A 23,730-nucleotide genomic window follows, 5' to 3' on the forward strand; every position below is an offset into this window, starting at 1 on the left:
ATTTTTTAGTATATTAGCGTACTGCTCTTTATTTTGCAACTATGCTAGCTTATTCGTTAATTATGTCTGTTTATCATAGCATAAGCTGGTAAAAAAAACTAGCATGTTCGTTTATTGTTGCTTATAATTGCAGAATGTACCCCCCTAACCGTTACCGCAATGGCCAAACCCTCTCTAAAAGTTTCTCAACAAGGACAAAAGCTTGCACACGAGGCTTTTACTAAGAAAGGATTTACGCAGGAGTCCTTAGCTGCTAAACTCGGTTGCAACCGCTCTGTTGTCAGCAAGTTTTTCAACGGTGAGAACGTCTGGGAGAAGTACTTTACAAGCATTTGTGACTCGTTAGGCATTAACTACAAAGAAGTTTCATACGGATATATTCCCCCTGAAGTTAAGTCCTCTGTTGACAAGGTACGCAATAAGGTCAGAGAACTTACCCAAGAGTTATGCGGAACGATGCGTATATTGGATATGACGCAACCAATTGAGTTAAGTCATATATATACCGATGTCAATATTTTGGAAAAGCTAACAGCACTTAGACGCAGAACAATTGACGAACTGCTCTCTGAATGTGGATATGATGACTTTGACAGGTTTGGATTGGGTAAGGTTGTAGAGAAGCGAATTTTTGGTACACAAGCAGTAGAAAAATATAAAAAGTTAATTGTATTAGGGAAACCTGGTGCTGGGAAAACTACCTTTTTAAGATACCTAGCAATTCAATGTAACCAAGGGAGTTTTCTCTCGAACCTTGTTCCTATTTTTATTCCTCTGAAATATTTTGCTGAAGACCCAAACCGACCTATTTTATTAGAATATATTAGTCAGCAGTATTCTGGATGTGATGTTACAGAAGACGAACTAACTGAGTTATTGAAGCGGGGTTCTGCTCTAATTTTATTTGATGGATTAGATGAGGTTAGTACTGAATATCAAGAATACACATTAAAAGAAGTTAGGAGTTTTTCTAGAATATATTTCGATAATCATTTTGTTATTGCTTGTCGTATTGCAGCATGGGAATATACCTTTGATAAATTTACAGAAGTTGAAATAGCTGACTTTGATGATAAACAAATTCATGAATTTGCAAATAATTGGTTTAAAAATAAAGATATCAAATCAGATGAGTTTATTCGGCGCCTAAAACAAAACAACCGTGTCTACCAGCTTGCGGTTACTCCTTTATTACTAACTCTTTTATGTCTAGTATATGAAGAATCTGGTAGTTTACCACATAACCGTTCAGAATCTTATCACGAAGGGTTAGATGTTTTATTAAAAAAATGGGATGCAAAACGAGGAATTAATCGAGACCCAATCTATGAAAAACTATCATTGAAGCGTAAGAAAGATTTACTCAGGCAAATTGCTTATAGTAGTTTTGAAGAAGAAAAATATTTTTTTACAATTTTAGAAATTAAAAGTATTATTAATAATTTTATTAGCAAAATTATAAATCAAGACGATGATTCAAATATTTCACAAGAAGAGATTGAAAAGCTTTTAAAGTCTATGGAATCTCAACATGGTATTATTATTGAGCGAGCCAAAGGAATTTTTTCATTTTCTCATTTGACTTTTCATGAGTACTTTGTTGCAAAAAGAATCGTAAGCTTAATCCCTCAAAAAGAAGAAGACTGTAACCCATCAGTTAGTAAAGACAATCAAAATTCACAAAGAATTAAAGAATTAAGAAAACTAACTGAGCATTTAACCAATTATAAATGGAGAGAAATATTTTTACTAGTATCAGAAATTTTACTTGATACTAGCGAATTATTTAAATTAATGCAAGAAAAAATTGCTAATATTTTAGATAGCAAAGAACATTTACAAGAATATGTAAGAAGCGCAAATAAAAGTTCTCAAGCAATGTTAGGCTTATTTGTAATGAATAGCAATCTGGAAAATAAAAAGTTTCAGGCTGCTGTACGTGCATTTTTTTTTGATATCGATTATGATATTGATTCAGAAAGAAAACTTTGCTTTGTATTAGAACCACGTACCAAATATTTAACTTGTGGTAATTGTTTTACTCGTATATTTAAAGATGTGAATACTTTGGAAGAAGGAGTGATTTTAGCTCAACAATACGATAATATGATAACTGATTCAAATCTAAAAATAATTAATGCAAAATCTACTGACCAAATTATGAGAATAGCTGTTAATTATGGCATTCAAACTAAAAAACTTATCAAAAGTAATAAAAATGAACTAGAGGAGATTAAGAATAATTTTTTTGAAGAAGACAATTTTGAAGAAGATAAATTGAAATATGGGGCCAATGAAGTGAGAAAAATAGCAAGTAAAAAACTATTATCTCATCAGTTACTAGGAATCAGTTTTAAAGATTTTAGTAAGGAAGACCAAGAAATACTTAAAAGCTACTATTATGCAAATAACTTATTAATAGATTGTTTGCTTCAAACAGATTGTGTCACAAGCAGTCAATTACGTAATGAAATCTTTGACACATTATTCATACAGTAATCAAAATAAAAATATTAATCTAAATGTTTTTAAATACACAAGCAAGTTCCAAAAGCGAGAAATTAATTAATCAAACCTCATCTGATAAAAATATAAGCACACTGTCACAACAAGTTGCTTATCTTCTTTCTGATAACCATCAAGCATTACCTTTATCGGAGACAATCCTCAATGATTTATACCAAGAATTGCCTACAATTATATATTCAGCATTTCAAGACGAAGATAAATTAGCCTTGTTAGAAATTCATAAAACTCTTTATACTATCTATGAAATAAACTTTAGTCATCCTTTATCACCAGTTTGCTTACACGAGCATAGTTCTTGGCTCTTAAGAATTCGTAATCAACTTGAAAGTGCATGGCTAAATTACGAAATAGCACGTATTCAAAAACAATTACCTTCCTATTCTGAAGCAGAAGACCCAAAATTACTTCGTGATTGGTTTATTGAACAGGCACTTTTAGAGTCAAAGATTGATAAAAATGTATTAGGATTTTTAAAAAACCAGGCATCCATTGAGCAATTCAATATATTTATACTTTCAGATGCGACTTTAAACTATCGCTTTTGCGATGCTTTAGCTCTATCATTACCCTACTCTTCAGAAAAAGTAAAAGCAGAAATTTCTCAAAATATATGGGATGAGTGTGGTCATGGAATAGCTGAAAAATCACACGTTAGACAATTTGTGCGGATGCTTACTGAACTAGGTTTACAACAACCAACATACCCTATTTGGCAAGATTGGCGCCCTTATGCAGGTCATAATATATACTTTTGCTTTGGTTTGAACCGGAAACATTACTTCAAAGCAATTGGAAATTTAGCAATGCCTGAAATTTTCGATTCAAGTCGCAATCGTAAAGTTGTTGCTGGTTTAGAGCGCTTATATTCAGATGCGCGGGTAAAATGCGAATATTTTTATAATCATCTAGAAGCAGACGAAAAACATGGTTTAGATTGGTTGAATAATGTAATTACTCCTATTGTTGAAGCACAACCAGAAGCTGGAATTGAATTAGCAATTGGCGGCGCCATTCGCATGGAAGCAATGAGACGCTATAATGAGTATCTAGCAGACAGGTTTGGCTTATTGTAATATAGTAAAATGCCATTCATAACATAACATAACCAGAATATTATTAAATTATTATGGCAATAATACAAGCTAGAGACATCACCTTACTAGAGTTAAAAACAAAATTTGGACTGCGACTACTCGAAGACGAACAACTGTTTCGGGAATGGCAAGACGACTTACCAGAAATTACAGATAGTGAAAAGCTACGACTTGATCGGGCAAAAGCTGGTTACTCAAATTTACTCGAATACCCTCCGTTGCTTGAAAACACGGTCAAGATGGTAGTCTTATCATCACTTTTGGATTTAGCTGACTTTTATTTATCTCCATTCCACGTCAAATCTGAACAGTCAGTGCAAATATCTGCTGAGGACGAAGGAGTAATATTTAAAGGAAATATAGACGTATTAGTTTTATTAGACGAGTTAACAGTAGCGGTAATTGAGTCGAAACAAGCGGCTTTTTCTGTGGAAGTTGCAAAACCACAACTTTTGTCTTATATGCTAGCAGTTTCTAATTCTGATAAACCAGTATACGGATTAATCACTAACGGCGCCAGTTTCTTGTTCGTAAAACTGATTAGACAGGAGGCGCCTAGATATCTATTATCTAGATTATTCTATATTTTCAATCCGGGAAATGATTTGTATATAGTTCTTAGTATTTTAAAACGCTTAGGACAATTAGCAACTGGTGGCGCCACAGCAAAGGTAAACTAACTTTAAGCACAATTAACGATACTTCGTTGGAAAGACGTAATATTGACGCTCCTTTTTTAGAATTGTAAGCGTTGTTATATGTAGAAGTATAAAATAATGAATTCATCAATTATACCTTTGGCTGTTGTAACTGGCGCCTCTAATGGTATAGGTTACGAGCTTGCGAAACAGTTCGCTAAAAATGGTTATGATTTGCTGATTACTGCCACAGGTTCAAATATAGAGGAAGTTGCAAAAGAAATCGCTCAAACTTCAAAGGCTGAAATTGAGACGGTGCAAGCTGACCTTGCGACTTATGAAGGTGTTGAGACTCTTTATAACAAGATAAAAGCGCTTAACCGACCTGTGGATGCTATCGCTATTAATGCGGGTGTCGGTGTTGGTGGTGACTTTGCGCGCGAAACTGACCTACAAGACGAACTTAATCTTATCAACCTGAACGTTGTATCGTCTGTTCATCTTGCTAAAAAAGTAGTAAAGGATATGCTCGAACGTGGCAAAGGTAAAATTCTCTTTACTTCATCGATTGCTGCTATAATGCCCGGACCATTCGAGGCAGTTTATGCAGCTTCCAAGGCGTTTATACAATCTTTCTCACTGTCGCTACGTAATGAGTTGAAAGATACAGGTATAACCGTTACAGCACTTCAGCCCGGTCCGACCGATACCAACTTCTTCCACCGCGCGGATATGGACGATACAAAAGCAGGTGCAGGTCCAAAGGATGACCCGGCAGAAGTGGCAAGACAAGGTTTTGAAGCTTTAATGGCTGGTAAAGAAAGTGTTGTTGCTGGTTCAATTATGACAAAAATTCAAGGTGCAGTAGCTAAGGTTCTACCCGATGGCGCTAAGACTGAAATGCACCGTCAGATAGCTGAACCAGGTTCTGCTAATTAAGATTGAACCCCCTAGAGGTATCTCTTTCGGGATAATTTTGTAGGATGATCTTGTGGGGTGGGCATCCTTGCCCGCCCACTCATCAGGAACAGATGAACATGAGTATACTTAATCGGCAGAAGTGGTTACTGACATGATGTGCGACCAAAGGTTATCGGCATTTACGAAAAAGACAACGGTATACTTTGGAAACACGACGAATATAATACAAAGCGTAATGATGTTCGTCGCAGTCGAGAACTAGTAGTGACGACAACAACAGCGTTGGAAAACTATGATTACGGCATTAGCTGGATTTTTCACCAAGATGGAACTCTAGAACTGCAAAGCGATTTAACAGGTATTGTACTGCCACAGGGAACAGCTTCTATAAACCAATCTGAAAGTCAGCCTTACGGTAAATTGGTCGCAAAAAACATCATAGGGGTAAATCATCAACACTTCTTTAACTTCCGTTTAGATATGGATGTCGATGGTCAGGCAAATGAGGTAATGGAAATGAATGTAAAACCCTTACCTGTAAATGAAAATGCTTTAGGAAATGCATTTGTAGCTCTTGAAACTCCACTGACAACAGAAACGGTTGCTGTGCGTGATTTAGAAATGAAGCAAAGTCGTAAATGGATGATTATGAGTGCTGATAAAAAAAATGCTTTGGGCGCCGCAACTGCATATATGCTAATGCCGGGAGGCAATGCTGTATTTTTACCTACAGAGTCAGCAGAAATTCGCTCCAAAGCTGCCTTTGCAACTTATCATGTTTGGGTAACTAATTATAATGCAAGTGAATTATATGCTGCTGGAAATTATCCCAATCAAGCTAAACCCGGAAAAGGTTTACCAGAGTATATTTCAAATGATGAGTCTTTGATAGGTAAAGATATTGTATTGTGGTATTCAACTATGTTGGGCAATATTCAGTTGAAGATTAATCTTGTCGGATAATCTTGTAAAATAATCTTGTAAAATAATCTTGTGGGATGGGCATCCCTGCCCGTCCCAACAAGCTTAAAAAGCATATTATAATGACTTCTTTAATACAAACTCTTCAACTAATCGCTAACCCTACCAATTTCCTAGATAAATGCGCCACAAAATACGGCGATACTTTTACAATCAGGGTACTAGGTATAAACTCTCCACCAGTTGTATTTTTTGCTCATCCGCAAGCTATATCTGAATGTTTCGCTATTCCTGCACAAAAATTAGACTTTAAAAAAGCAACCCACGTCTTTAAACCATTGTTCGGCGCCAATTCGATTGTCCTTCAAGAAGGTCAACAGCACAACCGTCAGCGTAGTTTACTAATGCCACCTTTTCATGGTGATAGGATGAAGTCTTACGGTGACACTATATATAGTATTACTCAAGATGTCACCAAAAACTGGCTTGAAGGGAGAGTAGTGTCAATGCAGCATGTAATGCCCGATATTACTTTACAAATTATTTTACAAGTAGTATTCGGTATTAGCCCAGGCGTCAGGTATAAAAAGCTCAAGCAACTTCTCAGTGCTTTGTTAGATGATATTACTACACCTTGGTACTCTAGCTTATTTTTCTTTCCACCGCTACAACAAGACTTAGGCGCCTGGAGTCCTTGGGGAAATTATCTAAAACGTAAGCAAGATATAGATAATCTTGTCTATGCTGAAATTTCTGAAAGACGAAGCGTAGAAGATAATTCACTTACTGATATTTTAAGCTTATTAATGTCCGCGCGTGATGAAGACGGACAAGCGATGAGTGATGAAGAGTTAAAAGACCAACTCATATCGCTTCTACTTTTAGGCTATGAAACAACTGCTGGGGTTTTACAGTGGCTATTTTATCTCATTCATGCACATCCGAATGTAAAAGCAAAAATTGTTGATGAACTCAAAGGTGTAGCAGTAAGCGAAATTACTAAATTGCCGTATCTTTCTGCTGTTTGTCAAGAAACAATGCGACTCCACCCCATAGCATTAATTTGTACTCCACGTATGACAAAAGAAACAGTAGAAATAAGTGGTGTTGAATATGCAACTGGTACTGTTTTAGTTCCTTGTATTCATTTAGCGCATCATCGTAGTGAAACTTATATAGAACCAGAAAAGTTTAATCCTGATAGATTTTTACATCAAAAATATTCTGCAACTGAATATTTACCTTTTGGAGGTGGGTATCGGGGATGTATAGGTTCTGCTTTTTCTATGTATGAATTAAAGCTAGTAGTCGCACGAATTTTATCTCAATTTGACCTTGAACTTGTTGATAGGCGCCCTGTTTCACCAGTGCGTCGCGGTATTACTATTGTTCCATCTTCAGGTGTACCAATGAAAATAAAACAAATAAACTCTTGTGGAGCGGGCATCCTTGCCCGCCCTTAATGTAGAGAAGAAACAGGCAGGGATGCCTGTTCCACAAGATAATTGCCTGTTTTACAAGATAAAAATAAGGCGCCTTCTATCAATTGGTAGAATAAGCAAAATAATATATTACCTTCGCAATGTAGATTAATTTTAATTTCATAGCGTCTAGATTTACAGAGTTGACGAAATCTTAAGGGTAAAATTGTGAAAACTGAACAAAATATCGAAGGAACGCTAGTCTCTAAAGCGATTGAAACAAGTGTGGGTCTTGCGTTTGATAATGTTGAAGAAATTGACGTTGATATTCAAACTGATATATTGAAACTTCTTCAAGGACAAGTTGATGGAGTTGGGGTACAGGGACAGGGTTTGGAAATACAAGGTGTTCGCATACAAGAACTTCAGTTGCAAACCGATACTGTTTCAGTTAATCCTTTAAACGCTGTTTTTGGTAAAGTCGAATTTGATCAACCTGTTAATGCTAATGCCCGTGTGGTATTGACCGAGGATGATTTAAACCGTGCGATGACTACTGACTGGGTTCGTAGCTTCCTACAAAAGGGACTAGCTTTAAATTTGAACGGTGAAGATATAACCTTTAAACCCCAACTTATCCGTATTCATTTACCTGAACCAAACAAAATAAAGGTTGTCGGTAAAATTTTACTCGAACAAGGTGGCGCCACACGCCCATTAACGTTTCAATCTATTTTTTGTCCTCGCACTGAAACCTCACCAATTATACTCGAAAGCTTTGTCTGTGCTGAAAATGAAGGTGTTACCCTTGATTTCGTCACAGCTTTTATCAAAAAAATTAAAGAATTGACAGAAGCACCTCATCTAGAAATAGATGGGACTGCTTTTCGTGTTAAAAATATGGAGGTAGAAAAAGGCACTATGACCTTAATAGTACAAGTGCATTTACGCAAAATCCCTTCGTCTAATAAAGTAGAATCATGCAACTAGATGTAAAATTATTTACCCTAACAAAACGTTTCCCGCTCAAAATTAGTTATGGCACAACGGCGCAGACAACGAATGCATGGGTAAAGATTTTACATGATGGTATTGAAGGTTGGGGTGAGGCATCACCATTTAGTGCTGGAGGTGATGCTTTAACTACCGACATGATTCACTCTTCTTTACTTAAGCTGGCGCCAACTTTAGAAAAATTTACTCCCTATGAGCGTCAGCGTATAGAACAAGTTTTAATTGAAGCTAATATTATCAGCCCAGTACGCACGGCAATAGATATCGCTTTACACGACTGGTTTGGCAAAAGTGTTAATTTACCCCTTTGGAAAATATGGGGTTTAGATAGAAGTTCTATTGTTCCAACTTCCGTAACAATTGGTATAAATACACCTGATGGTGCAAGAGAACGAGTTAAAAAATGGTTGGAATATGCTGATATTCAGGTTTTGAAAGTAAAGCTTGGCAGCAAAGAAGGCATAGAAGCTGACAAACAAATGTTACTTGCTGTACGTGATGAGGTGCCAAATCTTGAGATATTTGCCGATGCCAACGGTGGTTGGAGTTTGGAGAATGCCATTATAATGGGTAAATGGTTAGCAGATTTAAATATTAAGTATATTGAACAACCACTAGCAAAAGGAAAAGAGGCAGAATTACCGGAATTGAAAGCTAAACAGCCATTACCGATATTTTTAGACGAAAGTTGTTTTAATAGTCTTGATGTTCCTGACTTGGCAAATAGCATCGATGGTATTAATATCAAGCTGATGAAGTCGGGTGGCTTAACCGAGGCAATACGGATGATACATGTAGCGCGCGCCTATGAATTACAAGTTATGTTTGGTTGTTATTCAGATAGCGCATTAACTAATACCGCTGCTGCACAAATTTCTCCGTTAGCAGACTATCTAGATTTAGACAGTCATCTTAATCTTATAGATGACCCTTTTTGTGGTGCGGTTCTGCAATCTGGGCGCCTGTTTCCTAATGATTTACCAGGTTTAGGAGTAGAATATCGTGCGGTTAGCGCTTAATCAAAGGGTTGCAATTCTTTTACACGGTGGAATTACTGGAACGATTGGAAAAACTGGGCTGTCGCTTTTGCGATATAGCGAAGCTCCGATAGTTGCCGCAATTGATAAAGAATGTGTTGGTAAATCAGTAGTTGAGTTAACGGGTATCAAACGCGATGTACCAATAGTCGCTTCGGTTGCAGAGTCTTTGAAATATCAACCCGAAGTTTTAGTCATTGCTATTGCTCCTAAAGGTGGCGCCTTACCAGATGATTATTGGCACGAATTAAAAGATGCTATTAAAGCAGGAATGTCTATAGTTAATGGGTTACATACTCCTTTAGAAAATATCCCTGAACTCAAAGCACTCCTCAAACCTGGTCAGCTAATTTGGGATGTGCGAAAGGAACCATCTAATTTAGGTATAGGAACAGCACAAGCACGCAATTTACCTTGTCGTCGTGTATTAACGATTGGCACTGACATGGCTGTAGGCAAAATGTCTACTAGTATCGAATTACACCATGCATCTCGATTAAGAGGTTGGCGTTCTAAGTTTTTAGCAACCGGGCAAACTGGGTTAATGCTCGAAGGTGACGGAGTTCCTTTAGACGCTATACGGGTAGATTATGCAGCCGGCGCCGTTGAACAAATGGTAATGCGATATGGAAAAAATTATGATATTTTGCACATCGAAGGACAAGGTTCGCTATTACATCCAGCATCAACGGCAACATTACCTTTAATACGAGGCTCACAACCAACGCAAATGATTCTCGTACATCGGGCAGGGCAAACCGAAGTAATGGAAGGTATACCGATTCCTCCGTTGAACGAAGTTATCAAGCTGTACGAAATAGTCGCAAAAGGTGCAGGAGCATTTACAGGCGCCTCTGTTGTAGGTATTGCTTTGAATACAGCACATCTAGATGAAGCCACAGCTAAACAAGAAATAGCTAAAGTACAAACAGAAACTGGTTTACCTTGTACTGATGTAATTAGATATGGTGGTGCTAAGTTATTAGATGCCGTAATGCGAAGTTAGAAACCCGGTTTCTACGCTAAATCCTTATTTGTATTACAAGATATCGACCAAGAAACCGGGTTTCTTATGTGTGTCGTAAGTTAGAGATAGTGAACCTACTGAGTTTCTATAATAGAATTTATGTTCTTAGAATATAACAGTTGGTTAAGAATGCAGATTTTTAAATTTTTTAAGCATATCAAGCAACGGCACTTAAATTTTGTAGTTAACCCATTGGTAATTTTAGGAGCCAGTGCTGGTGTTCTACTTTTTAGCACCAATGCGAATGCTGCCGAACAAGTGATTTTAAAATACGGCTCCTTCCAAGGAAAAGTCTCTACCAACGAATTGAATCAGTTTGTACAAACTGGTCAGACTACACCTGTACTAAAAGCTTATTTACAAGCATCTCAACAAACTCCTGCGGTTGCTCGTAAAGCACTAACAGCAGGTATAAAAGCCGACCCAGCGTTTTTAGATAGCTTATTATCAAGCTGGGCAGGGCCAGTTTTGGTAGACCAAATTGGCTCAGTAGTTAGTCCTCCTGGAAAAGAATTAGACCAACGCACACTGCGAACAGCTTTGAGTGAGTCTATAAAGCAAAATGGTGAAGTAACTTTGCTAGGAGCTATTCGGAACTATCCCACTGCTGCTGTTGAACTTCGTGGAGATAGACTCGTCTCTGTTTATGAACGTTTAAGCACGTTTGCGAAATTGTTCTAATCTATAGTAACTGTAAGGTGGGCAGTGCCCACCCTACGTACTATTTTTATTTATATTATCCGTTTCATCCGTTCTATCCGTTGCCAATTTTCACAATCTACAGCCAATTGTAAAAACTATCACGCTTCAAACCCAGAGGTAATTGCAAACTACGTAATTAATAATGTAACTCCAGGCGCCATAAATTCCAAACAGTGTCACAAATGCTCAAATAATCTACACTCGAAAGGTAAGACCCGATTATTTGATGCCGTTGCTATGTCGTTTTCGATAGAATCATTGCCACCGTCCTTGGCGAAAATCGTCCAACGTTTCCAACGCGCGACAGACCAAAAGCGACGGTACGAACAGTTAATTTGGTACGGAACCAAGCTCAACCCACTTTCTGAAGAAGATAAAGTACCAGAAAATAAAGTCCCAGGTTGTGTCTCGCAAGTTTTTATTACTGCTGCACTCGATGATGGGAAGGTTACATATAGTGGTGACTCTGACTCACAACTCACCAAGGGTTTAGTTGGTTTATTGGTTGAAGGACTCAACGGACTGACCCCAGCAGAAATTATTCAACTGACTCCCGACTTTATTCAAGAAACTGGTTTAAACGTTAGTCTTACCCCATCGCGCGCTAATGGTTTTTACAATATTTTTAAAACCATGCAAAAAAAAGCTTTGGAAACAGGGAGCAATAACTGATGACAAATTTATTATCTCAAGACACCGCAGTTAAATTTAATATTGGTGGCGCCGTTCACGAATACACGTGGAACTACCAAAACCAAAGCGTTCGCGTAGTTTACGAAATTCTCGGCAACGGGACTCCAGTACTGCTATTACCAGCATTTAGCACCGTCTCAATGCGTTCAGAAATGAGTGGTATAGCCAAGCAGCTATCACCCCACTTCCAAACTATCGCAGTTGATTTTCCTGGTTTCGGTGATTCATCGCGACCTGCTTTTGACTATCAACCAGCAATTTATCATCAATTTCTTCGAGACTTCATTATAAATTGCCTACAAACTCCTATTGCCGTTGTTGCTGCGGGACATAGTAGTGCTTATGTTTTAGAACTTGCCAATAAACAGCCAAGTTTATTTTCGCGGATTGTATTAGTGGCGCCAACTTGGCGTGGACCTCTACCCACAATGGGGTTAAGTCGCGACCAAGCTGATATTGGTAAAAATTTAGTGCGTTCTCCAATTGTTGGACAACTATTATATAAACTCAACACCGCACCATCTTTTTTAAGCTGGATGTATCGGCGCCATGTATACGTTGATGCAAATAAGCTTACACCCGAATTTGTAGAACACAAGTGGCGTAACACTCAGAAATCAGGAGCGAGGTTTGCACCAGCAGCATTTGTTACAGGTAATCTAGATGCAGTTCATAGTCGAACAGAATATTTAGAATTAGCAAGTCGTTTAAATATACCTTTAATGGTAATAATTGGAGAATCGTCTCCACCAAAATCGCGTGCTGATATGGATGCACTAGCAGCATTGCCCAATGTTATTAGCGTCACCCTTCCGGGTACACTAGGAATGCACGAAGAATATTCCCAAGAAGTTGTTGAAGCAATAACTCCATTCTTGTAGGTTGGGTGGAGGAACGGAACCCAACAAAATCTTAAATTATCCAGAAAAAATGCCCATCGACTTGAAAATTGTATTTGACTAACAGGTAAACTTCTCACTCCCCACTCTGCAATATTATGACAACAACTGATATTACTCCCTCAGTCCCTGTAACAGTTTTAACTGGCTACCTAGGCGCCGGCAAAACAACACTCTTAAACCGAATACTCACGCACGAACACGGTAAAAAAGTTGCCGTTATTGTGAACGAGTTTGGAGAAGTAGGTATTGACAACCAATTAGTTATCGATGCTGATGAAGAAATCTTTGAAATGAACAACGGTTGTATTTGTTGTACAGTGCGTGGTGACTTGATACGCATTATCGGCAACTTGATGAAGCGTCGTAACAAATTTGACCACCTCGTCATTGAAACTACTGGATTAGCAGACCCGGCGCCTGTAATTCAAACTTTCTTTGTCGATGAAGACATGAAAGAAAAATTAGAACTAGATGCAGTCGTTACAGTAGTAGATGCGAAGCATATTTGGCAACATTGGGATGCAGATGAAGCGCAAGAGCAAATAGCATTTGCCGATGTTATATTATTAAATAAAACCGATTTAGTCGAACTCGAAGAACTCGAAGAACTCGAAAAACGAATTCGGTCGATGAACATCATGGCTAAAATTTACCGCACCCGCAACTCCGAGTTAGAAATGGATGCACTGTTAGGTGTAAAAGCGTTTGATTTAGAACGTGCGTTAGAAATAGAGCCAGAGTTTTTAACCGAAGAACACGACCATGAACACGATGAAACAGTAACATCAGTCGCACTCGTCGAAAAAGGCGCCTTAGATGGAGAAAAACTCAACGCTTGGTTAAGCGAATTGTTACAAACTCAAGGAACTGATATCTTTCGGATGAAGGGGATATTGAATATTGAGGGTGAAGATGAGCGCTTTGTTTTTCAAGGAGTACATATGTTGTTTGAAGGCAAACCAGACCGTGCTTGGAAAGAAAGCGAAACTCGCAAAAATGAATTAGTTTTTATTGGACGTAACCTAGACGAAGCCAAATTAAAACAAGACTTCTTAAGCTGCCTCACCTCTAACTAAAATATTACCCTTCTCTTGTGGAGCGGGCATCCCTGCCCGCCCTTGTAGATTTTATTTACAATTTGATGTTAAACGGGCGGGTTTAGATGATTGTAATTTAGTTTTAGGTTACGGGTTAACCCGCCCCTACGGTATCACGATTGTGCGGCGCCTCGAAATCTATGTTTGGTCCTTTGGGTACGATGCGGGTGGGGTTGACTTTGGGATGGCTTTTGTAATAATGGCGTTTGATGTGGTCGAGGTTACAGGTTACTTTGACTCCTGGATATTGATATAAATCTTTAAGATAGTTCCATAGATTTGGGTAGTCGATAATGCGGTTGATATTACATTTGAAGTGGACGTAATATACTGCATCAAATCTAAATAGCGTTGTGAACATGCACCAGTCTGCTTCGGTAATTTGGGCGCCACATAAATAACGCTGTGTTTTTAGTAATTTTTCCCAATGTTCTAATGCTGTAAATAATTCATTTACGGCTTCGTCGTATGCTGTTTGAGATGTAGCAAAACCCGCGCGGTATACACCATTATTTATCGGTTGATATATTTTATCGATGGTTTCGTCTATTTTGTCTTGTAAATGCTTCGGGTAAAAATCAACGTCTTGGTGCGCGAACTCGTTAAATTCGGTGTCTAACATTTTGATGATTTCGCGTGATTCGTTATTTACTATTGTCGAAGTTTGTTTATCCCATAAAACGGGTACTGTAACACGACCGCTGTAATTAGGGTCAGCTTTAAGATAAATTTGCCATAGATACTGGGCATTGTTTACAGTATCGGGAATGCTACCTGGTTCGTCTGTAAATTCCCAACTGTTATCTTTTATTTCTGCTCCTACTACTGACATACTAACAACGTCTTGCAGTCCCTTGAGTTCTCGTAAAATAGCTGTGCGACAAGCCCACGGACATGCCCAAGATATATATAAGTGATATCTTCCTGGTTCTGCTTTAAATTTACTTGAACCATCTGCGGTGATTTTGTCGCGGAATGTGGTAGATGGACGGATAAATTTACCTTCTGTGTCTTCTTGCTCCCGCTCTGGTATCCATTTACCGTCTTTGAGAATTCCTAAACCCATGATTTTTAACCTACATGCAAATATATTAGTCTGTTATTCATTGATGCAGGTTGTAGTATTTAATTCATCTTTCTGTGGGTTAGTTATGAAACAGTTCGTGATGCCAGAAACCGGGTTTCTGTTGCTTGATGTTGATGATTGTGATGTTTAGTGACAAAGAAACCCGGTTTCTAAGATGAATATTTTTTAATATTTCTTTCATGAATGGTTTATTAATTTTGCAGAGTATGAATAAGAGCGCGTTCATACGGTAGGTTTACGGGAAGAACGATGTGGTATCAACAACGGGTAGGTTTACAAGTTCTAAAACTTAAAGTTTTTATTATTACTGTATTAGTAAGTGTTTTTACTTTATTACAGTCGGCGCCAGCTTGGGCAAACCCAGCTAAAACAGCGAATGTACAAATACAATTAATAAGTGAGATTAGTAATATTCAACCTCAAACGCCGTTTTGGGTGGGGTTTAATTTTAAAATTCGCCCTGGTTGGCATACTTATTGACGTAACCCTGGTGATTCTGGCGCCGCTTTCAAGGTAAATTGGAAGTTGCCAAATGGGTTTACGGCTAGTGATATTATTTATCCGTATCCTGAAAAGTTTGCTGTTGGCCCATTGATGAATTATGGGTATAAAAATGAAGTTACTTTACTTAGCCAAATTACTCCTGGGAAGATAGCTGCTGGTAGTCCAGTTGAAATACAAGCGTCGGCTGAGTGGTTGGTATGTGAAAAAGAGTGCATTCCAGAGGAAGCAAGTCTAAGTCTAAAATTACCTATCGGCGCCACAAGCAATACTAATACAACTTGGACAAAAGTTTTTGAACAAACTCGACGAAATATACCAAAATCTTCTCCGTGGCAAGCGCAGGCTAATATTAATGGTGAAACGCTAAGTTTGCAACTTCAGGCGCCACAGTTAAAAGGTACAAATAATCAAATCGAAGAAATATCTTTTTTTCCCGATGAAGATGGTTGGATAAATAATGCTGCCCCTCAAAAAGTATCTTTTAATAATGAAGGATTAATTTTACAATTACAGCGCGGGAATCGTAGTGATATTAATAAACTTAGTGGTGTGCTGGTTGTTCGCGAAAAACTAGATACTTTGGTAAACCAAGCTTTTAATATAGAGGCGCCTGTTAGTAGTCAACCTATACAAACGACTCAAGCTTCTACACCACTTGCTCAAGTACTGCTACTAGCGTTTATAGGAGGAGTAGTTTTAAATTTAATGCCTTGCGTTTTTCCTGTTTTATCTATTAAAGCTTTGGGTATCGCGCGAAAATCTCAGGCAAGTACCCAGGAAGTACGCTTACAAGCATTGGCATTTATGGCAGGAGTGTTAGTAAGTTTTGGTGTTGTTGCCGGAACTTTATTAATATTACGTAGTTTGGGTGAGCAAATTGGGTGGGGTTTTCAGTTACAGTCCCCTGTATTTGTAACTTTAATGGCTTACTTAATGTTTGCCGTCGGACTAAGTTTATCTGGAGTTTTTATATTTGGCGCCGCATTAATGGGTGTCGGGCAATCTTTAGTATCGCGTTCAGGTTATTTAGGAGAATTCTTTACAGGAATTTTTGCAACATTAATTGCCACACCATGCACTGCTCCATTTATGGCAACAGACATATTGCTGCACAAGCTTACCAAGTTACTTTTTAGCAATTTGCAATACATTTAAATACGCTATATAAATTTTGTCACATTTTGTAGCATTGTAGTTATATTACAATCGGATATGGCTTCAACCTTCCGATAGCGAAAATCAAATGAAAGATAGTCTTATTTTATACTCAGGGGGCATGGATTCTACTGTACTTCTCTATGATAAAAGAGAGGAGATAGCTCTTGCCGTGAGTTTTAATTATGGAAGTAAGCATAATGAACGTGAATTATATTTTGCTTCGTTAAATACACAAAAATTAGGTATTGAACAATTCAACGCATGACTTACAGGTACCATTGGGTCTTGTTTTCCCCATATAATTAATGTAGACGCAGTAATTTTGTTCAAGTTTTCAACGATTGGCTGATAAAATTGTCCCCAAATGTTAAAATTAGAGCTACCAACATTAAGCATGGCTTGTGTTGCTCCAGGAAGTGTTGCCATTTGATAAAATTCTTCTACTAGTTCCGGAGTAATTACTTTTGAGTTATAAACAGCTTGCTTACATAGCATTGTTAGACCAGATTTACTAGGCTTACTAAATAGCTTACCCAATATTGGAATCGTTCGAAGTCGCAATAATAAACTTACCTCTTTTCCTAAGCCTGCACTACCAACTATTACAAGCTTATCTACCAACTCAGGAAACTTTAATGTAACAGTAAGCGCTACGCCTCCTCCAGCAGAGGCGCCAACCAAACTTGCTTTTGAGATATCTAGAGCTTGCATAAATTGGCGTGTAAAATTAGCCATGAAGTCGAAGGTATACTTGCTGCCAGGTTTATCAGACAGTCCGGCGCCAACCATATCAAAAGCATAAACACGATGATGCTTGGCTAGCTCAAAAATATTATGCTTCCATAATTCAATATAACCACCACCGCCATGAAGCAAAATAACTATGCTTCCGGAATTACCAAGTTGCCAATATCAGGTGTTAACGTTATCAACTTTGACATATTTATTTGAATATTGCTCGGTATAACTCATTTTATATACCTATTATTTATATACATAACTTTATAATAAAACCAAGCTATATAAGCGATTTACCAAATATATGAGCAACACAGTCAGCAATAAGCAATAAGCCAAGGATAATCAAAATAAATTTCATGACCTTCGGAAACCATTTCGTTACTGATTGATGAATTTTTTGTAGTAAAGTTGCTGCATTATTGCGAAATATTAAATAAATTACCAGTAAAGTGATTAAAGGCAAAACGAAAATCAAGTTGTAAAAAGCAATAACACTCATTAGCTGTGGTAATCTAAGATTTTCACGGGTAATTCTTTCTATCGCAGCTAAATATGGTAAAGCAGTTGGTGCTTCTACAAATGCGATTGTCCCCCCTAGAATAAATGCACTACCTGGGGACAATGATTTTGGACGTTTTGTTTGTGATTGGTTCAAGAATCTATTGAGGTTGCAACCCAAGTAAATGAGTGCGACACCAATCAACAATTGTAGTACATATATTACACTACCTAATTGCGTAAATACAAAACGAATAACCTGAGAGATTCCAAGACTAAGCAAAATTCCCGCAATCCAACTTGCTGTAAAATCTCCAGCGATAAATGCCAGAGCGCGAGCAACTGGTTTTGGTGTGCTTAATAAATAAATGTGTACTGCCATTGCATTTGGGTTGATGCTATCAACTAATGCAATTGTGGCAATCGAAATCAGAAGGTTAATCATTATATTGACGCTTCGCTGAGTTCTTGGAGAGCGCTTATCAATCTCTTAAATATAAATATAATTCAACTTTCAAGTTTTACATAAGTTTCTGTAGGATGAGATTGTGCCCATTACAACTCCACTGGTAGCATTTAACAACATTTGAAACGTTAAAGCAGCTAATTTACCAGCAGCGAGACTTTCTTGTCCCAACCTACCCATCATAATTGTGTCAACAAAACCTGTCGCAGACTGAGCAACTTGTGCTGATGCTAAAGGTATAGCAAGTTGAAGAAATCCTTTTACTTCGCTGCGGATATGATATTTGACAAATATTGAAGTCATAATTAAATTTGATGATTTTTTGTTTACTTACGCTATATAAGTTAAAGGTAGCAAGTCTGAAAAATCTCCCTGAAACTTGCGACATTATCAAAATCTTGCTGTTTAATAAGAGGCGCCTTTTACTTGACTAACAGCAAACAATCGTACTATATTGACCTTGTTAGTTTTCTGTTGGAGAGGAAAAGCGATGAAACTCTCGTATACAATTCTCTATGTCAAAGATGTATCTTCTTCAGTCACTTGCTCTCATAAGTGGCTCTAATGCCAACCTTAATGCAGCCAAAGATATTTTTATAGATTTTTTAAGATATAACCATTTAAAAAGACGAATATTGGATTTGTAGAACTAAAAAAAGTTAAAAAATAGATGCTGATTTTATAATTATCAAATTTTTATATTTTGTAATAATCATTATTTCCAATTAAGATACAATTATTATATTGTCCATAACATAATTTTTTTGGATTTGATTTTCATGAAAACTCAATACTACACAGCTACTAGTTTGGATGGGTTTATTGCTGATTCAAATAACTCCCTAGATTGGTTATTTCAATTTGGCGAGGTAACAGGAGATAGCTATTCTAATTTCATTCGAGAAGTTGGCGCCATTGCAATGGGTTCAACCACTTATGAATGGATTTTAGCTCACCATATTAATCAAGATGCCGAGCGTCCTCAAGCATGGCTCTACGAACAACCAACTTGGGTTTTTTCCTCTCGTATTTTACCTGAAATTGATGGAGCAGATGTGCGATTTGTAAAGGGGGATGTTCGACCTGTTCATCAGGAAATGCTTGCAGCAGCAGGGAATAAAAATATTTGGCTAGTCGGTGGTGGTGATTTGGTCGGGCAATTTTACGATTGTGGGTTACTCGATGAGATAATTGTCTCGATAGCATCAGTAACGCTTGGCAGTGGGGCGCCATTATTACCACGTACAATTGCCACACCTCCATTAAAACTATTAACTGCAACAGTGTATGGAGATAGCTTTGTGGAACTGCATTATCAAGTTCGTTATGCCTCCGAATAATAAAATTATGTCATACATGATTCGTTCTCTTATGCCCAGTGATGAAGCTTTATTGTGGGAAATGTTATATCATGCACTTTACGTTCCGCCGGGAGCTAAACCTTTAGCAAAAGAAATTATTTATCGTCCAGAATTAGCAAGATATATTGAAGGTTGGCAAACAGATGATATAGGTTTTGTTGCAGTTTTAGAATCTAGCTTTATACCGATTGGAGCCGTATGGATTCGTCTGTTTAATAGTCAAAATTCAGGTTACGGGTATATTAATGATGAAACACCTGAATTATCAATTGCTGTACTACCTGAATACCGAAATCAGGGTATTGGTACACAATTAATTACACATCTATTAAACAATACCAAAAATGTGTATTCCGCAATTTCTCTAAGTGTATCTTTGTCAAATCCTGCCTTGCGGCTTTACCAACGTTTGGGATTTGAGGTTGCTGCTCAATTGAATGATTCTTTGATAATGAAAAAAGAGCTTATATAAAGCCATGCAATACCCTGACCCAAAATTAACTCATCCTATGGAAGGATTTCCACAAGTTTGTTTCATCAAAAACACTGTTACTAACCCAAATATAATAATTGGAGATTACACTTATTACGATGACCCTGAAGACTCAGAGAATTTTGAGCGCAATGTGCTTTATCATTTTCCTTTTATTGGTGACAAGCTTATAATTGGCAAATTTTGTGCTATCGCTAGAGGTGTAAAATTTATTATGAACGGCGCCAATCATAAAATGTCTGGCTTTTCAACTTATCCATTTCAAATTTTTGGTAATGGGTGGGAGCGTGTAATGCCTGAATCAGATGAATTTCCTTTTAAAGGGGATACTATAATTGGCAATGATGTATGGATAGGGTACGAAGCCCTAATAATGCCGGGAGTTAAAATTGGCGATGGAGCAATTATTGCTGCCAAGTCTGTTGTAACTAAGAATATACCACCTTACACTATTGCAGGAGGGAACCCTATTAATATACTACGGCAGCGTTTCCCTGATGAAACAATCAAAATTTTACTCGATATTGCTTGGTGGAACTGGGATATTGAAAAAATTACCAGGAATTTAGAGAAAATTGTTGGCGCCGATATTGAAGCATTAAAAACCTGCATGTAAACTTACTTTCTTGGAAAAAACGATTTAAATAAAGGAATTCCTCCTATCGCTACTGCGACTGACCCTACTCCAGTAAATATAATAGGGAACAACCACATCTCCAACCAAGAGTAAATTGTAGCTGATTCTGGCTGTTGAGGATTATATAAAACTTCAACTTGCTGACCTTTGGTGTATGCTGGTGGACGACCTGTTGCGGACGGAGCAGCAAGCATTGTCTGGGCAGCGACCCTTCCTAATGATAGACCAACGGGTGGTTTGTTTAGAGACGGCAAGCCACTGCCTTGGTAAATTATTTTGGAAAGTGAATGTAAATGAGACAGGCGCCCTAATTTTGTGTGAGGAAGTTTCGTATCCTTCAGGTTATTATTCCACATTTCAACAAAGAAGTCTTGCATTAGGGTAATAATACTGCGGTATTTGACGATTTAAATGAGACGCGATATATCTCGTCTCTACATTTACTCCACGATTCTACTTCGCTTTAAATCTTGCATTAGTATTTTCATGAATTCTACAAACACACGAACCAAAGCTTGTCAATACTGTTTTTGTGCGTACAATATGGTGATGGGTACACCTGGAGGTCTCTTTTATATTACAATACATATTACATTAATAATACTCTGAGCTTATTCAATCGGGCTTGAACTATGCGAACAATTGTAGTTGGCGATATTCATGGTTGCTATACAGAACTGCTTCAGCTATTAGCTAAAGTAGAAATTACAGAGGAAGATTGCTTAATTTCCTTGGGAGATTACCAACCCAAGACTTATGGTTACAGGTAATGACCGATTTGGGAATTCACCTATTTTCAAATCTGTAAAAGGATCGTCTAATATGCTAATATCTATAAAATAGATACATAAGAAGGCAATAGCTCAATGGCTATTATTGTTACCCTTAATCCAGAACTAGAAGCCCTATTGCGTAGTAAAGCAGCGCAGCAAGGTCAAGATGTTAATTTGGTAGCATCTGAATTACTAGCCGGTGTATTAGAGTTGGAAGCACAAGAAACTCAAAAAGCTGTACAAGGAATTCAGCAAGGTTTAGATGATTTTGAAGCAGGCAAGTTTCGTTCTTTTGATGAATTTGCTTCAGAACAGCGTCGTAAATATAATCTACCAACCGATTTATGAAGTATCGCGTCGATATTTCTAGTGTGGCAGAGGTTGAAGCTGACGATGCCTTCTTAAGGTTGTCTCAAATCACATCTCCGACAACAGCGAGTCAGTGGTATGCAGGATTGTTGCAGGCAATTGAGTCTTTATCACAAATGCCGAAACCTTGTTCCATAGCACGTGAGAATGAGTTTTTTAGCCAGGAAATTAGACAACTTCTTTATGGTAAAGGGCGCAATTTATACCGTATCATCTTCACGATTATTGAGGAAGAAGAAGTTTCTACAGTTCGTATTTTACATATTAAGCACGCTGCACAGCAAACCATAGGTGAAGAACCAGAGTCATAACGCCATTAGTATGGAGAACTTTATTACATAATCAAAGTTATTATGATTATGTAATATATCTTTACATTTTGAGTAGATGCAGACTACACGTTTGTTTTCAAATATAGAATTTAATGGTGATAAGATACTTCACCAACCAGGTAGTGTGTTGGGGAGTACCGCGTTAATTGCTGGAACAACAGTTGGCGCCGGAATTTTGGCTTTACCGACAGTAACTTTGCCTTCGGGAGTGGCGCCTTCGACGGTATCATTAATCGCTGTATGGTTATATGCTTTAGTATCTGGGTTATTAATTGCTGAAGTTAGTTTAGATGGGATGCGGAACTCAGGCGCCAGTAGTAGTTTTTTAGCGATGGTGGAGAATATATTAGGAAAACCGGGAGCAATATTAGCTGGTGGTGCATATTTATTCTTGCATTACGGGTTGCTGGTTGCGTATATTGCTCAAGGTGGAGAAATATTGCTGGTCACGTTGCCAGTTGATTTACCAAACTGGGCAGGGACAACGATATTTGGGCTGTTGTTTGGTGGAGTTATGTATTTTGGGCATCCAAAGTTAATTGAAAAATTGAATAACGCTTTAGTATTTGTAGTAATAGCTTCATTCACTGGCCTATTGTTTTTGGCAAGTAGACAGGTTCATTTATCACAGTTTGCTTTTCAAGATTGGACTAAGTTAACTGCTGCGATTCCAGTTATGTTAGTCGCATTATTTTATCATAATGTGATTCCAGTAATTGCAATTCAATTAGAAGGAGACGCAAGAAAAGTTAAACAGTCAATTTTTTTTGGCTCATTAATTCCACTTTTAATGTTTATTGCGTGGAATGCTGTAATTTTAGGTAGTGTAGATTCGGAATTACTAAAAAACTTTACTGGTGCAGAAAAATTTGACCCGCTAGAAAATTTACGAGGTGGAAGTGGGGGAAATTTGCTGGAAATAATGGTTTCAGTCTTTTCTGAAGTTGCAATTATTACTTCTTTTATAGGCTTCTTTTACGGTCTGCTGAATTTTCTCGATGTAGTAAAATTATCAACTGCACGCCCATTAACATATGGTTTGGTTTTATTTCCACCAATGTGTTTAGCTGTATTGAATCCGAATATATTTTTAAATGCACTCGAAACTGCTGGCGCCTTTTGTATTTCAGTTTTAGGAGCTATTATTCCAGCGTTAATGGTATGGAAGCGGCGCCGTGATAATGAAAATATTCATAACTATCGTAGATTAGTTCCAGGCGGTAAAACAACTCTAGTTATTGTCATTAGCATAGCAATTTTAGTCATCTTTAATAAAATATTGTCATTCATAAAATAAATTCATATAAAAACCTCT

Annotated in this window: 28 protein-coding genes and 2 pseudogenes; 25 read left to right on the forward strand and 5 right to left on the reverse strand. The window is 37.5% G+C overall.

Annotation, left to right across the window (positions count from 1 at the left end; genetic code table 11):
• The first annotated feature begins 159 nt into the window (after positions 1 to 159).
• The 13 genes and pseudogenes from DSM106972_RS42340 to DSM106972_RS42400 all read left to right on the forward strand — a co-directional run bounded on the left by DSM106972_RS42340 (position 160) and on the right by DSM106972_RS42400 (position 13,975).
• Positions 160 to 2,499 (forward strand): NACHT domain-containing protein, encoded by a 2,340-nt coding sequence (locus tag DSM106972_RS42340; protein WP_127086341.1) that lies wholly within the window; start codon positions 160 to 162, stop codon positions 2,497 to 2,499.
• A 23-nt stretch (positions 2,500 to 2,522) separates the two neighbouring features.
• Entirely contained in the window at positions 2,523 to 3,602 is a 1,080-nt protein-coding gene (locus DSM106972_RS42345; protein WP_127086342.1) for an iron-containing redox enzyme family protein, read from the forward strand.
• Between the two features lie 53 nt (positions 3,603 to 3,655).
• Positions 3,656 to 4,303 (forward strand): restriction endonuclease subunit R, encoded by a 648-nt coding sequence (locus DSM106972_RS42350; RefSeq protein WP_127086343.1) that lies wholly within the window; start codon positions 3,656 to 3,658, stop codon positions 4,301 to 4,303.
• A 96-nt stretch (positions 4,304 to 4,399) separates the two neighbouring features.
• Positions 4,400 to 5,200, forward strand: a complete 801-nt coding sequence (locus tag DSM106972_RS42355) for an SDR family NAD(P)-dependent oxidoreductase (protein ID WP_127086344.1) — start codon at positions 4,400 to 4,402, stop codon at positions 5,198 to 5,200.
• Between the two features lie 138 nt (positions 5,201 to 5,338).
• Positions 5,339 to 6,100, forward strand: a pseudogene (locus tag DSM106972_RS42360) (copper amine oxidase); the annotation flags it as partial.
• A 125-nt stretch (positions 6,101 to 6,225) separates the two neighbouring features.
• On the forward strand, positions 6,226 to 7,566 hold the full coding sequence (locus DSM106972_RS42365) for a cytochrome P450 (RefSeq protein ID WP_127086346.1): 1,341 nt from the start codon (positions 6,226 to 6,228) through the stop codon (positions 7,564 to 7,566).
• 186 nt (positions 7,567 to 7,752) lie between these two features.
• On the forward strand, positions 7,753 to 8,514 hold the full coding sequence (locus tag DSM106972_RS42370) for an LmeA family phospholipid-binding protein (protein ID WP_127086347.1): 762 nt from the start codon (positions 7,753 to 7,755) through the stop codon (positions 8,512 to 8,514).
• Positions 8,505 to 9,557 (forward strand): dipeptide epimerase, encoded by a 1,053-nt coding sequence (locus DSM106972_RS42375; protein ID WP_127086348.1) that lies wholly within the window; start codon positions 8,505 to 8,507, stop codon positions 9,555 to 9,557. Before DSM106972_RS42370 ends, DSM106972_RS42375 begins: the two co-directional genes overlap by 10 nt.
• Positions 9,541 to 10,581, forward strand: coding sequence for an N-acetyltransferase DgcN family protein (locus DSM106972_RS42380; RefSeq protein ID WP_127086349.1), 1,041 nt, complete (start codon positions 9,541 to 9,543; stop codon positions 10,579 to 10,581). Before DSM106972_RS42375 ends, DSM106972_RS42380 begins: the two co-directional genes overlap by 17 nt.
• Positions 10,582 to 10,701: 120 nt before the next feature.
• Positions 10,702 to 11,283, forward strand: coding sequence for an alpha/beta hydrolase (locus DSM106972_RS42385; RefSeq protein WP_233787962.1), 582 nt, complete (start codon positions 10,702 to 10,704; stop codon positions 11,281 to 11,283).
• A gap of 258 nt (positions 11,284 to 11,541) precedes the next feature.
• Positions 11,542 to 11,976: a SufE family protein gene (locus DSM106972_RS42390; RefSeq protein WP_127086408.1), complete on the forward strand. Its 435-nt coding sequence runs from the start codon at positions 11,542 to 11,544 to the stop codon at positions 11,974 to 11,976.
• On the forward strand, positions 11,973 to 12,878 hold the full coding sequence (locus DSM106972_RS42395; protein WP_127086350.1) for an alpha/beta fold hydrolase: 906 nt from the start codon (positions 11,973 to 11,975) through the stop codon (positions 12,876 to 12,878). The genes DSM106972_RS42390 and DSM106972_RS42395 overlap by 4 nt, the downstream gene beginning before the upstream one ends.
• Before the next feature lie 116 nt (positions 12,879 to 12,994).
• Positions 12,995 to 13,975 (forward strand): CobW family GTP-binding protein, encoded by a 981-nt coding sequence (locus DSM106972_RS42400; protein WP_127086351.1) that lies wholly within the window; start codon positions 12,995 to 12,997, stop codon positions 13,973 to 13,975.
• 115 nt (positions 13,976 to 14,090) lie between these two features.
• On the opposite strand, the gene DSM106972_RS42405 is transcribed toward DSM106972_RS42400, so the two are convergent.
• Positions 14,091 to 15,062 (reverse strand): glutathione S-transferase family protein, encoded by a 972-nt coding sequence (locus DSM106972_RS42405; protein WP_127086352.1) that lies wholly within the window; start codon positions 15,060 to 15,062, stop codon positions 14,091 to 14,093.
• Here DSM106972_RS42405 and DSM106972_RS54305 point away from each other — a divergent pair.
• The 5 genes and pseudogenes from DSM106972_RS54305 (at position 15,061) to DSM106972_RS42415 (ending at position 17,010) form a co-directional block, all read left to right on the forward strand.
• Complete coding sequence (locus DSM106972_RS54305; protein ID WP_186538426.1) at positions 15,061 to 15,213, forward strand: hypothetical protein; 153 nt, start codon at positions 15,061 to 15,063, stop codon at positions 15,211 to 15,213. The two genes, DSM106972_RS42405 and DSM106972_RS54305, sit on opposite strands and share 2 nt — an antisense overlap.
• A gap of 119 nt (positions 15,214 to 15,332) precedes the next feature.
• Positions 15,333 to 15,563 carry a hypothetical protein gene (locus DSM106972_RS54310; protein ID WP_233787132.1) on the forward strand — a complete coding sequence of 77 codons (231 nt, stop codon included), beginning with the start codon at positions 15,333 to 15,335 and terminating at the stop codon, positions 15,561 to 15,563.
• A gap of 39 nt (positions 15,564 to 15,602) precedes the next feature.
• A pseudogene (locus DSM106972_RS56170) lies at positions 15,603 to 15,815 on the forward strand (protein-disulfide reductase DsbD domain-containing protein); the annotation flags it as partial.
• Between the two features lie 141 nt (positions 15,816 to 15,956).
• The gene (locus DSM106972_RS42410) at positions 15,957 to 16,742 is read left to right on the forward strand and encodes a cytochrome c biogenesis protein CcdA (protein ID WP_459178370.1); all 786 of its coding nucleotides are present in this window, start codon (positions 15,957 to 15,959) and stop codon (positions 16,740 to 16,742) included.
• A gap of 88 nt (positions 16,743 to 16,830) precedes the next feature.
• A complete protein-coding gene (locus DSM106972_RS42415; RefSeq protein ID WP_127086353.1) occupies positions 16,831 to 17,010 on the forward strand; it encodes a 7-cyano-7-deazaguanine synthase in 180 nt (59 codons plus the stop codon).
• Here the strand turns inward: DSM106972_RS42415 and DSM106972_RS42420 are convergent.
• The 3 genes from DSM106972_RS42420 to DSM106972_RS42430 all read right to left on the reverse strand — a co-directional run bounded on the left by DSM106972_RS42420 (position 16,926) and on the right by DSM106972_RS42430 (position 18,753).
• Positions 16,926 to 17,621: an alpha/beta fold hydrolase gene (locus DSM106972_RS42420; RefSeq protein WP_201800853.1), complete on the reverse strand. Its 696-nt coding sequence runs from the start codon at positions 17,619 to 17,621 to the stop codon at positions 16,926 to 16,928. The two genes, DSM106972_RS42415 and DSM106972_RS42420, sit on opposite strands and share 85 nt — an antisense overlap.
• Before the next feature lie 142 nt (positions 17,622 to 17,763).
• Positions 17,764 to 18,429, reverse strand: coding sequence for a GAP family protein (locus DSM106972_RS42425; RefSeq protein WP_127086354.1), 666 nt, complete (start codon positions 18,427 to 18,429; stop codon positions 17,764 to 17,766).
• 69 nt (positions 18,430 to 18,498) lie between these two features.
• Complete coding sequence (locus DSM106972_RS42430) at positions 18,499 to 18,753, reverse strand: MATE family efflux transporter (protein WP_201800854.1); 255 nt, start codon at positions 18,751 to 18,753, stop codon at positions 18,499 to 18,501.
• A gap of 476 nt (positions 18,754 to 19,229) precedes the next feature.
• On the opposite strand from DSM106972_RS42430, the gene DSM106972_RS42435 reads away from it, so the two are divergent.
• The 3 genes from DSM106972_RS42435 to DSM106972_RS42445 are packed head-to-tail and all read left to right on the forward strand — an operon-like array spanning position 19,230 to position 20,920.
• Complete coding sequence (locus tag DSM106972_RS42435) at positions 19,230 to 19,790, forward strand: dihydrofolate reductase family protein (RefSeq protein WP_127086355.1); 561 nt, start codon at positions 19,230 to 19,232, stop codon at positions 19,788 to 19,790.
• A 7-nt stretch (positions 19,791 to 19,797) separates the two neighbouring features.
• Positions 19,798 to 20,283, forward strand: a complete 486-nt coding sequence (locus DSM106972_RS42440; RefSeq protein ID WP_233787963.1) for a GNAT family N-acetyltransferase — start codon at positions 19,798 to 19,800, stop codon at positions 20,281 to 20,283.
• Positions 20,284 to 20,287: 4 nt separating this feature from the next.
• The gene (locus tag DSM106972_RS42445; protein WP_127086356.1) at positions 20,288 to 20,920 is read left to right on the forward strand and encodes a Vat family streptogramin A O-acetyltransferase; all 633 of its coding nucleotides are present in this window, start codon (positions 20,288 to 20,290) and stop codon (positions 20,918 to 20,920) included.
• Positions 20,921 to 20,922: 2 nt separating this feature from the next.
• Here the strand turns inward: DSM106972_RS42445 and DSM106972_RS42450 are convergent, their stop codons facing one another.
• Positions 20,923 to 21,318, reverse strand: a complete 396-nt coding sequence (locus DSM106972_RS42450) for a DUF3592 domain-containing protein (protein ID WP_127086357.1) — start codon at positions 21,316 to 21,318, stop codon at positions 20,923 to 20,925.
• A gap of 255 nt (positions 21,319 to 21,573) precedes the next feature.
• Here DSM106972_RS42450 and DSM106972_RS42455 point away from each other — a divergent pair, with 255 nt between their 5' ends.
• The 4 genes from DSM106972_RS42455 to DSM106972_RS42470 all read left to right on the forward strand — a co-directional run bounded on the left by DSM106972_RS42455 (position 21,574) and on the right by DSM106972_RS42470 (position 23,712).
• Entirely contained in the window at positions 21,574 to 21,711 is a 138-nt protein-coding gene (locus DSM106972_RS42455; protein ID WP_233787134.1) for a metallophosphoesterase, read from the forward strand.
• A gap of 96 nt (positions 21,712 to 21,807) precedes the next feature.
• A complete protein-coding gene (locus DSM106972_RS42460; RefSeq protein WP_127086358.1) occupies positions 21,808 to 22,062 on the forward strand; it encodes a hypothetical protein in 255 nt (84 codons plus the stop codon).
• Positions 22,059 to 22,394 (forward strand): type II toxin-antitoxin system RelE/ParE family toxin, encoded by a 336-nt coding sequence (locus DSM106972_RS42465; protein WP_127086359.1) that lies wholly within the window; start codon positions 22,059 to 22,061, stop codon positions 22,392 to 22,394. Before DSM106972_RS42460 ends, DSM106972_RS42465 begins: the two co-directional genes overlap by 4 nt.
• Before the next feature lie 76 nt (positions 22,395 to 22,470).
• A complete protein-coding gene (locus DSM106972_RS42470; protein WP_127086360.1) occupies positions 22,471 to 23,712 on the forward strand; it encodes an amino acid permease in 1,242 nt (413 codons plus the stop codon).
• Positions 23,713 to 23,730 lie beyond the last annotated feature (18 nt).

This window comes from Dulcicalothrix desertica PCC 7102, assembly GCF_003991905.1.
Lineage (GTDB): Bacteria > Cyanobacteriota > Cyanobacteriia > Cyanobacteriales > Nostocaceae > Dulcicalothrix > Dulcicalothrix desertica.

Excerpts from the sequence above, each read along its gene's own strand:
- DSM106972_RS42385 (WP_233787962.1), top strand. The coding sequence starts at position 10,702 with ATGTTCTTAGAATATAACAGTTGGTTAAGAATGCAGATTTTTAAATTT.
- DSM106972_RS42435 (WP_127086355.1), top strand. The coding sequence starts at position 19,230 with ATGAAAACTCAATACTACACAGCTACTAGTTTGGATGGGTTTATTGCT.
- DSM106972_RS42405 (WP_127086352.1), bottom strand. The coding sequence starts at position 15,062 with ATGGGTTTAGGAATTCTCAAAGACGGTAAATGGATACCAGAGCGGGAG.
- DSM106972_RS42430 (WP_201800854.1), bottom strand. The coding sequence starts at position 18,753 with ATGACTTCAATATTTGTCAAATATCATATCCGCAGCGAAGTAAAAGGA.
- DSM106972_RS54310 (WP_233787132.1), top strand. The coding sequence starts at position 15,333 with ATGTGGTATCAACAACGGGTAGGTTTACAAGTTCTAAAACTTAAAGTT.
- DSM106972_RS42345 (WP_127086342.1), top strand. The coding sequence starts at position 2,523 with ATGTTTTTAAATACACAAGCAAGTTCCAAAAGCGAGAAATTAATTAAT.
- DSM106972_RS42455 (WP_233787134.1), top strand. The coding sequence starts at position 21,574 with ATGCGAACAATTGTAGTTGGCGATATTCATGGTTGCTATACAGAACTG.
- DSM106972_RS42415 (WP_127086353.1), top strand. The coding sequence starts at position 16,831 with ATGAAAGATAGTCTTATTTTATACTCAGGGGGCATGGATTCTACTGTA.
- DSM106972_RS42445 (WP_127086356.1), top strand. The coding sequence starts at position 20,288 with ATGCAATACCCTGACCCAAAATTAACTCATCCTATGGAAGGATTTCCA.
- DSM106972_RS42465 (WP_127086359.1), top strand. The coding sequence starts at position 22,059 with ATGAAGTATCGCGTCGATATTTCTAGTGTGGCAGAGGTTGAAGCTGAC.
- DSM106972_RS42355 (WP_127086344.1), top strand. The coding sequence starts at position 4,400 with ATGAATTCATCAATTATACCTTTGGCTGTTGTAACTGGCGCCTCTAAT.
- DSM106972_RS42390 (WP_127086408.1), top strand. The coding sequence starts at position 11,542 with ATGTCGTTTTCGATAGAATCATTGCCACCGTCCTTGGCGAAAATCGTC.
- DSM106972_RS42400 (WP_127086351.1), top strand. The coding sequence starts at position 12,995 with ATGACAACAACTGATATTACTCCCTCAGTCCCTGTAACAGTTTTAACT.
- DSM106972_RS42440 (WP_233787963.1), top strand. The coding sequence starts at position 19,798 with ATGTCATACATGATTCGTTCTCTTATGCCCAGTGATGAAGCTTTATTG.
- DSM106972_RS54305 (WP_186538426.1), top strand. The coding sequence starts at position 15,061 with ATGATTTTTAACCTACATGCAAATATATTAGTCTGTTATTCATTGATG.
- DSM106972_RS42340 (WP_127086341.1), top strand. The coding sequence starts at position 160 with ATGGCCAAACCCTCTCTAAAAGTTTCTCAACAAGGACAAAAGCTTGCA.
- DSM106972_RS42350 (WP_127086343.1), top strand. The coding sequence starts at position 3,656 with ATGGCAATAATACAAGCTAGAGACATCACCTTACTAGAGTTAAAAACA.
- DSM106972_RS42450 (WP_127086357.1), bottom strand. The coding sequence starts at position 21,318 with ATGCAAGACTTCTTTGTTGAAATGTGGAATAATAACCTGAAGGATACG.
- DSM106972_RS42460 (WP_127086358.1), top strand. The coding sequence starts at position 21,808 with ATGGCTATTATTGTTACCCTTAATCCAGAACTAGAAGCCCTATTGCGT.
- DSM106972_RS42365 (WP_127086346.1), top strand. The coding sequence starts at position 6,226 with ATGACTTCTTTAATACAAACTCTTCAACTAATCGCTAACCCTACCAAT.
- DSM106972_RS42375 (WP_127086348.1), top strand. The coding sequence starts at position 8,505 with ATGCAACTAGATGTAAAATTATTTACCCTAACAAAACGTTTCCCGCTC.
- DSM106972_RS42425 (WP_127086354.1), bottom strand. The coding sequence starts at position 18,429 with ATGATTAACCTTCTGATTTCGATTGCCACAATTGCATTAGTTGATAGC.
- DSM106972_RS42470 (WP_127086360.1), top strand. The coding sequence starts at position 22,471 with ATGCAGACTACACGTTTGTTTTCAAATATAGAATTTAATGGTGATAAG.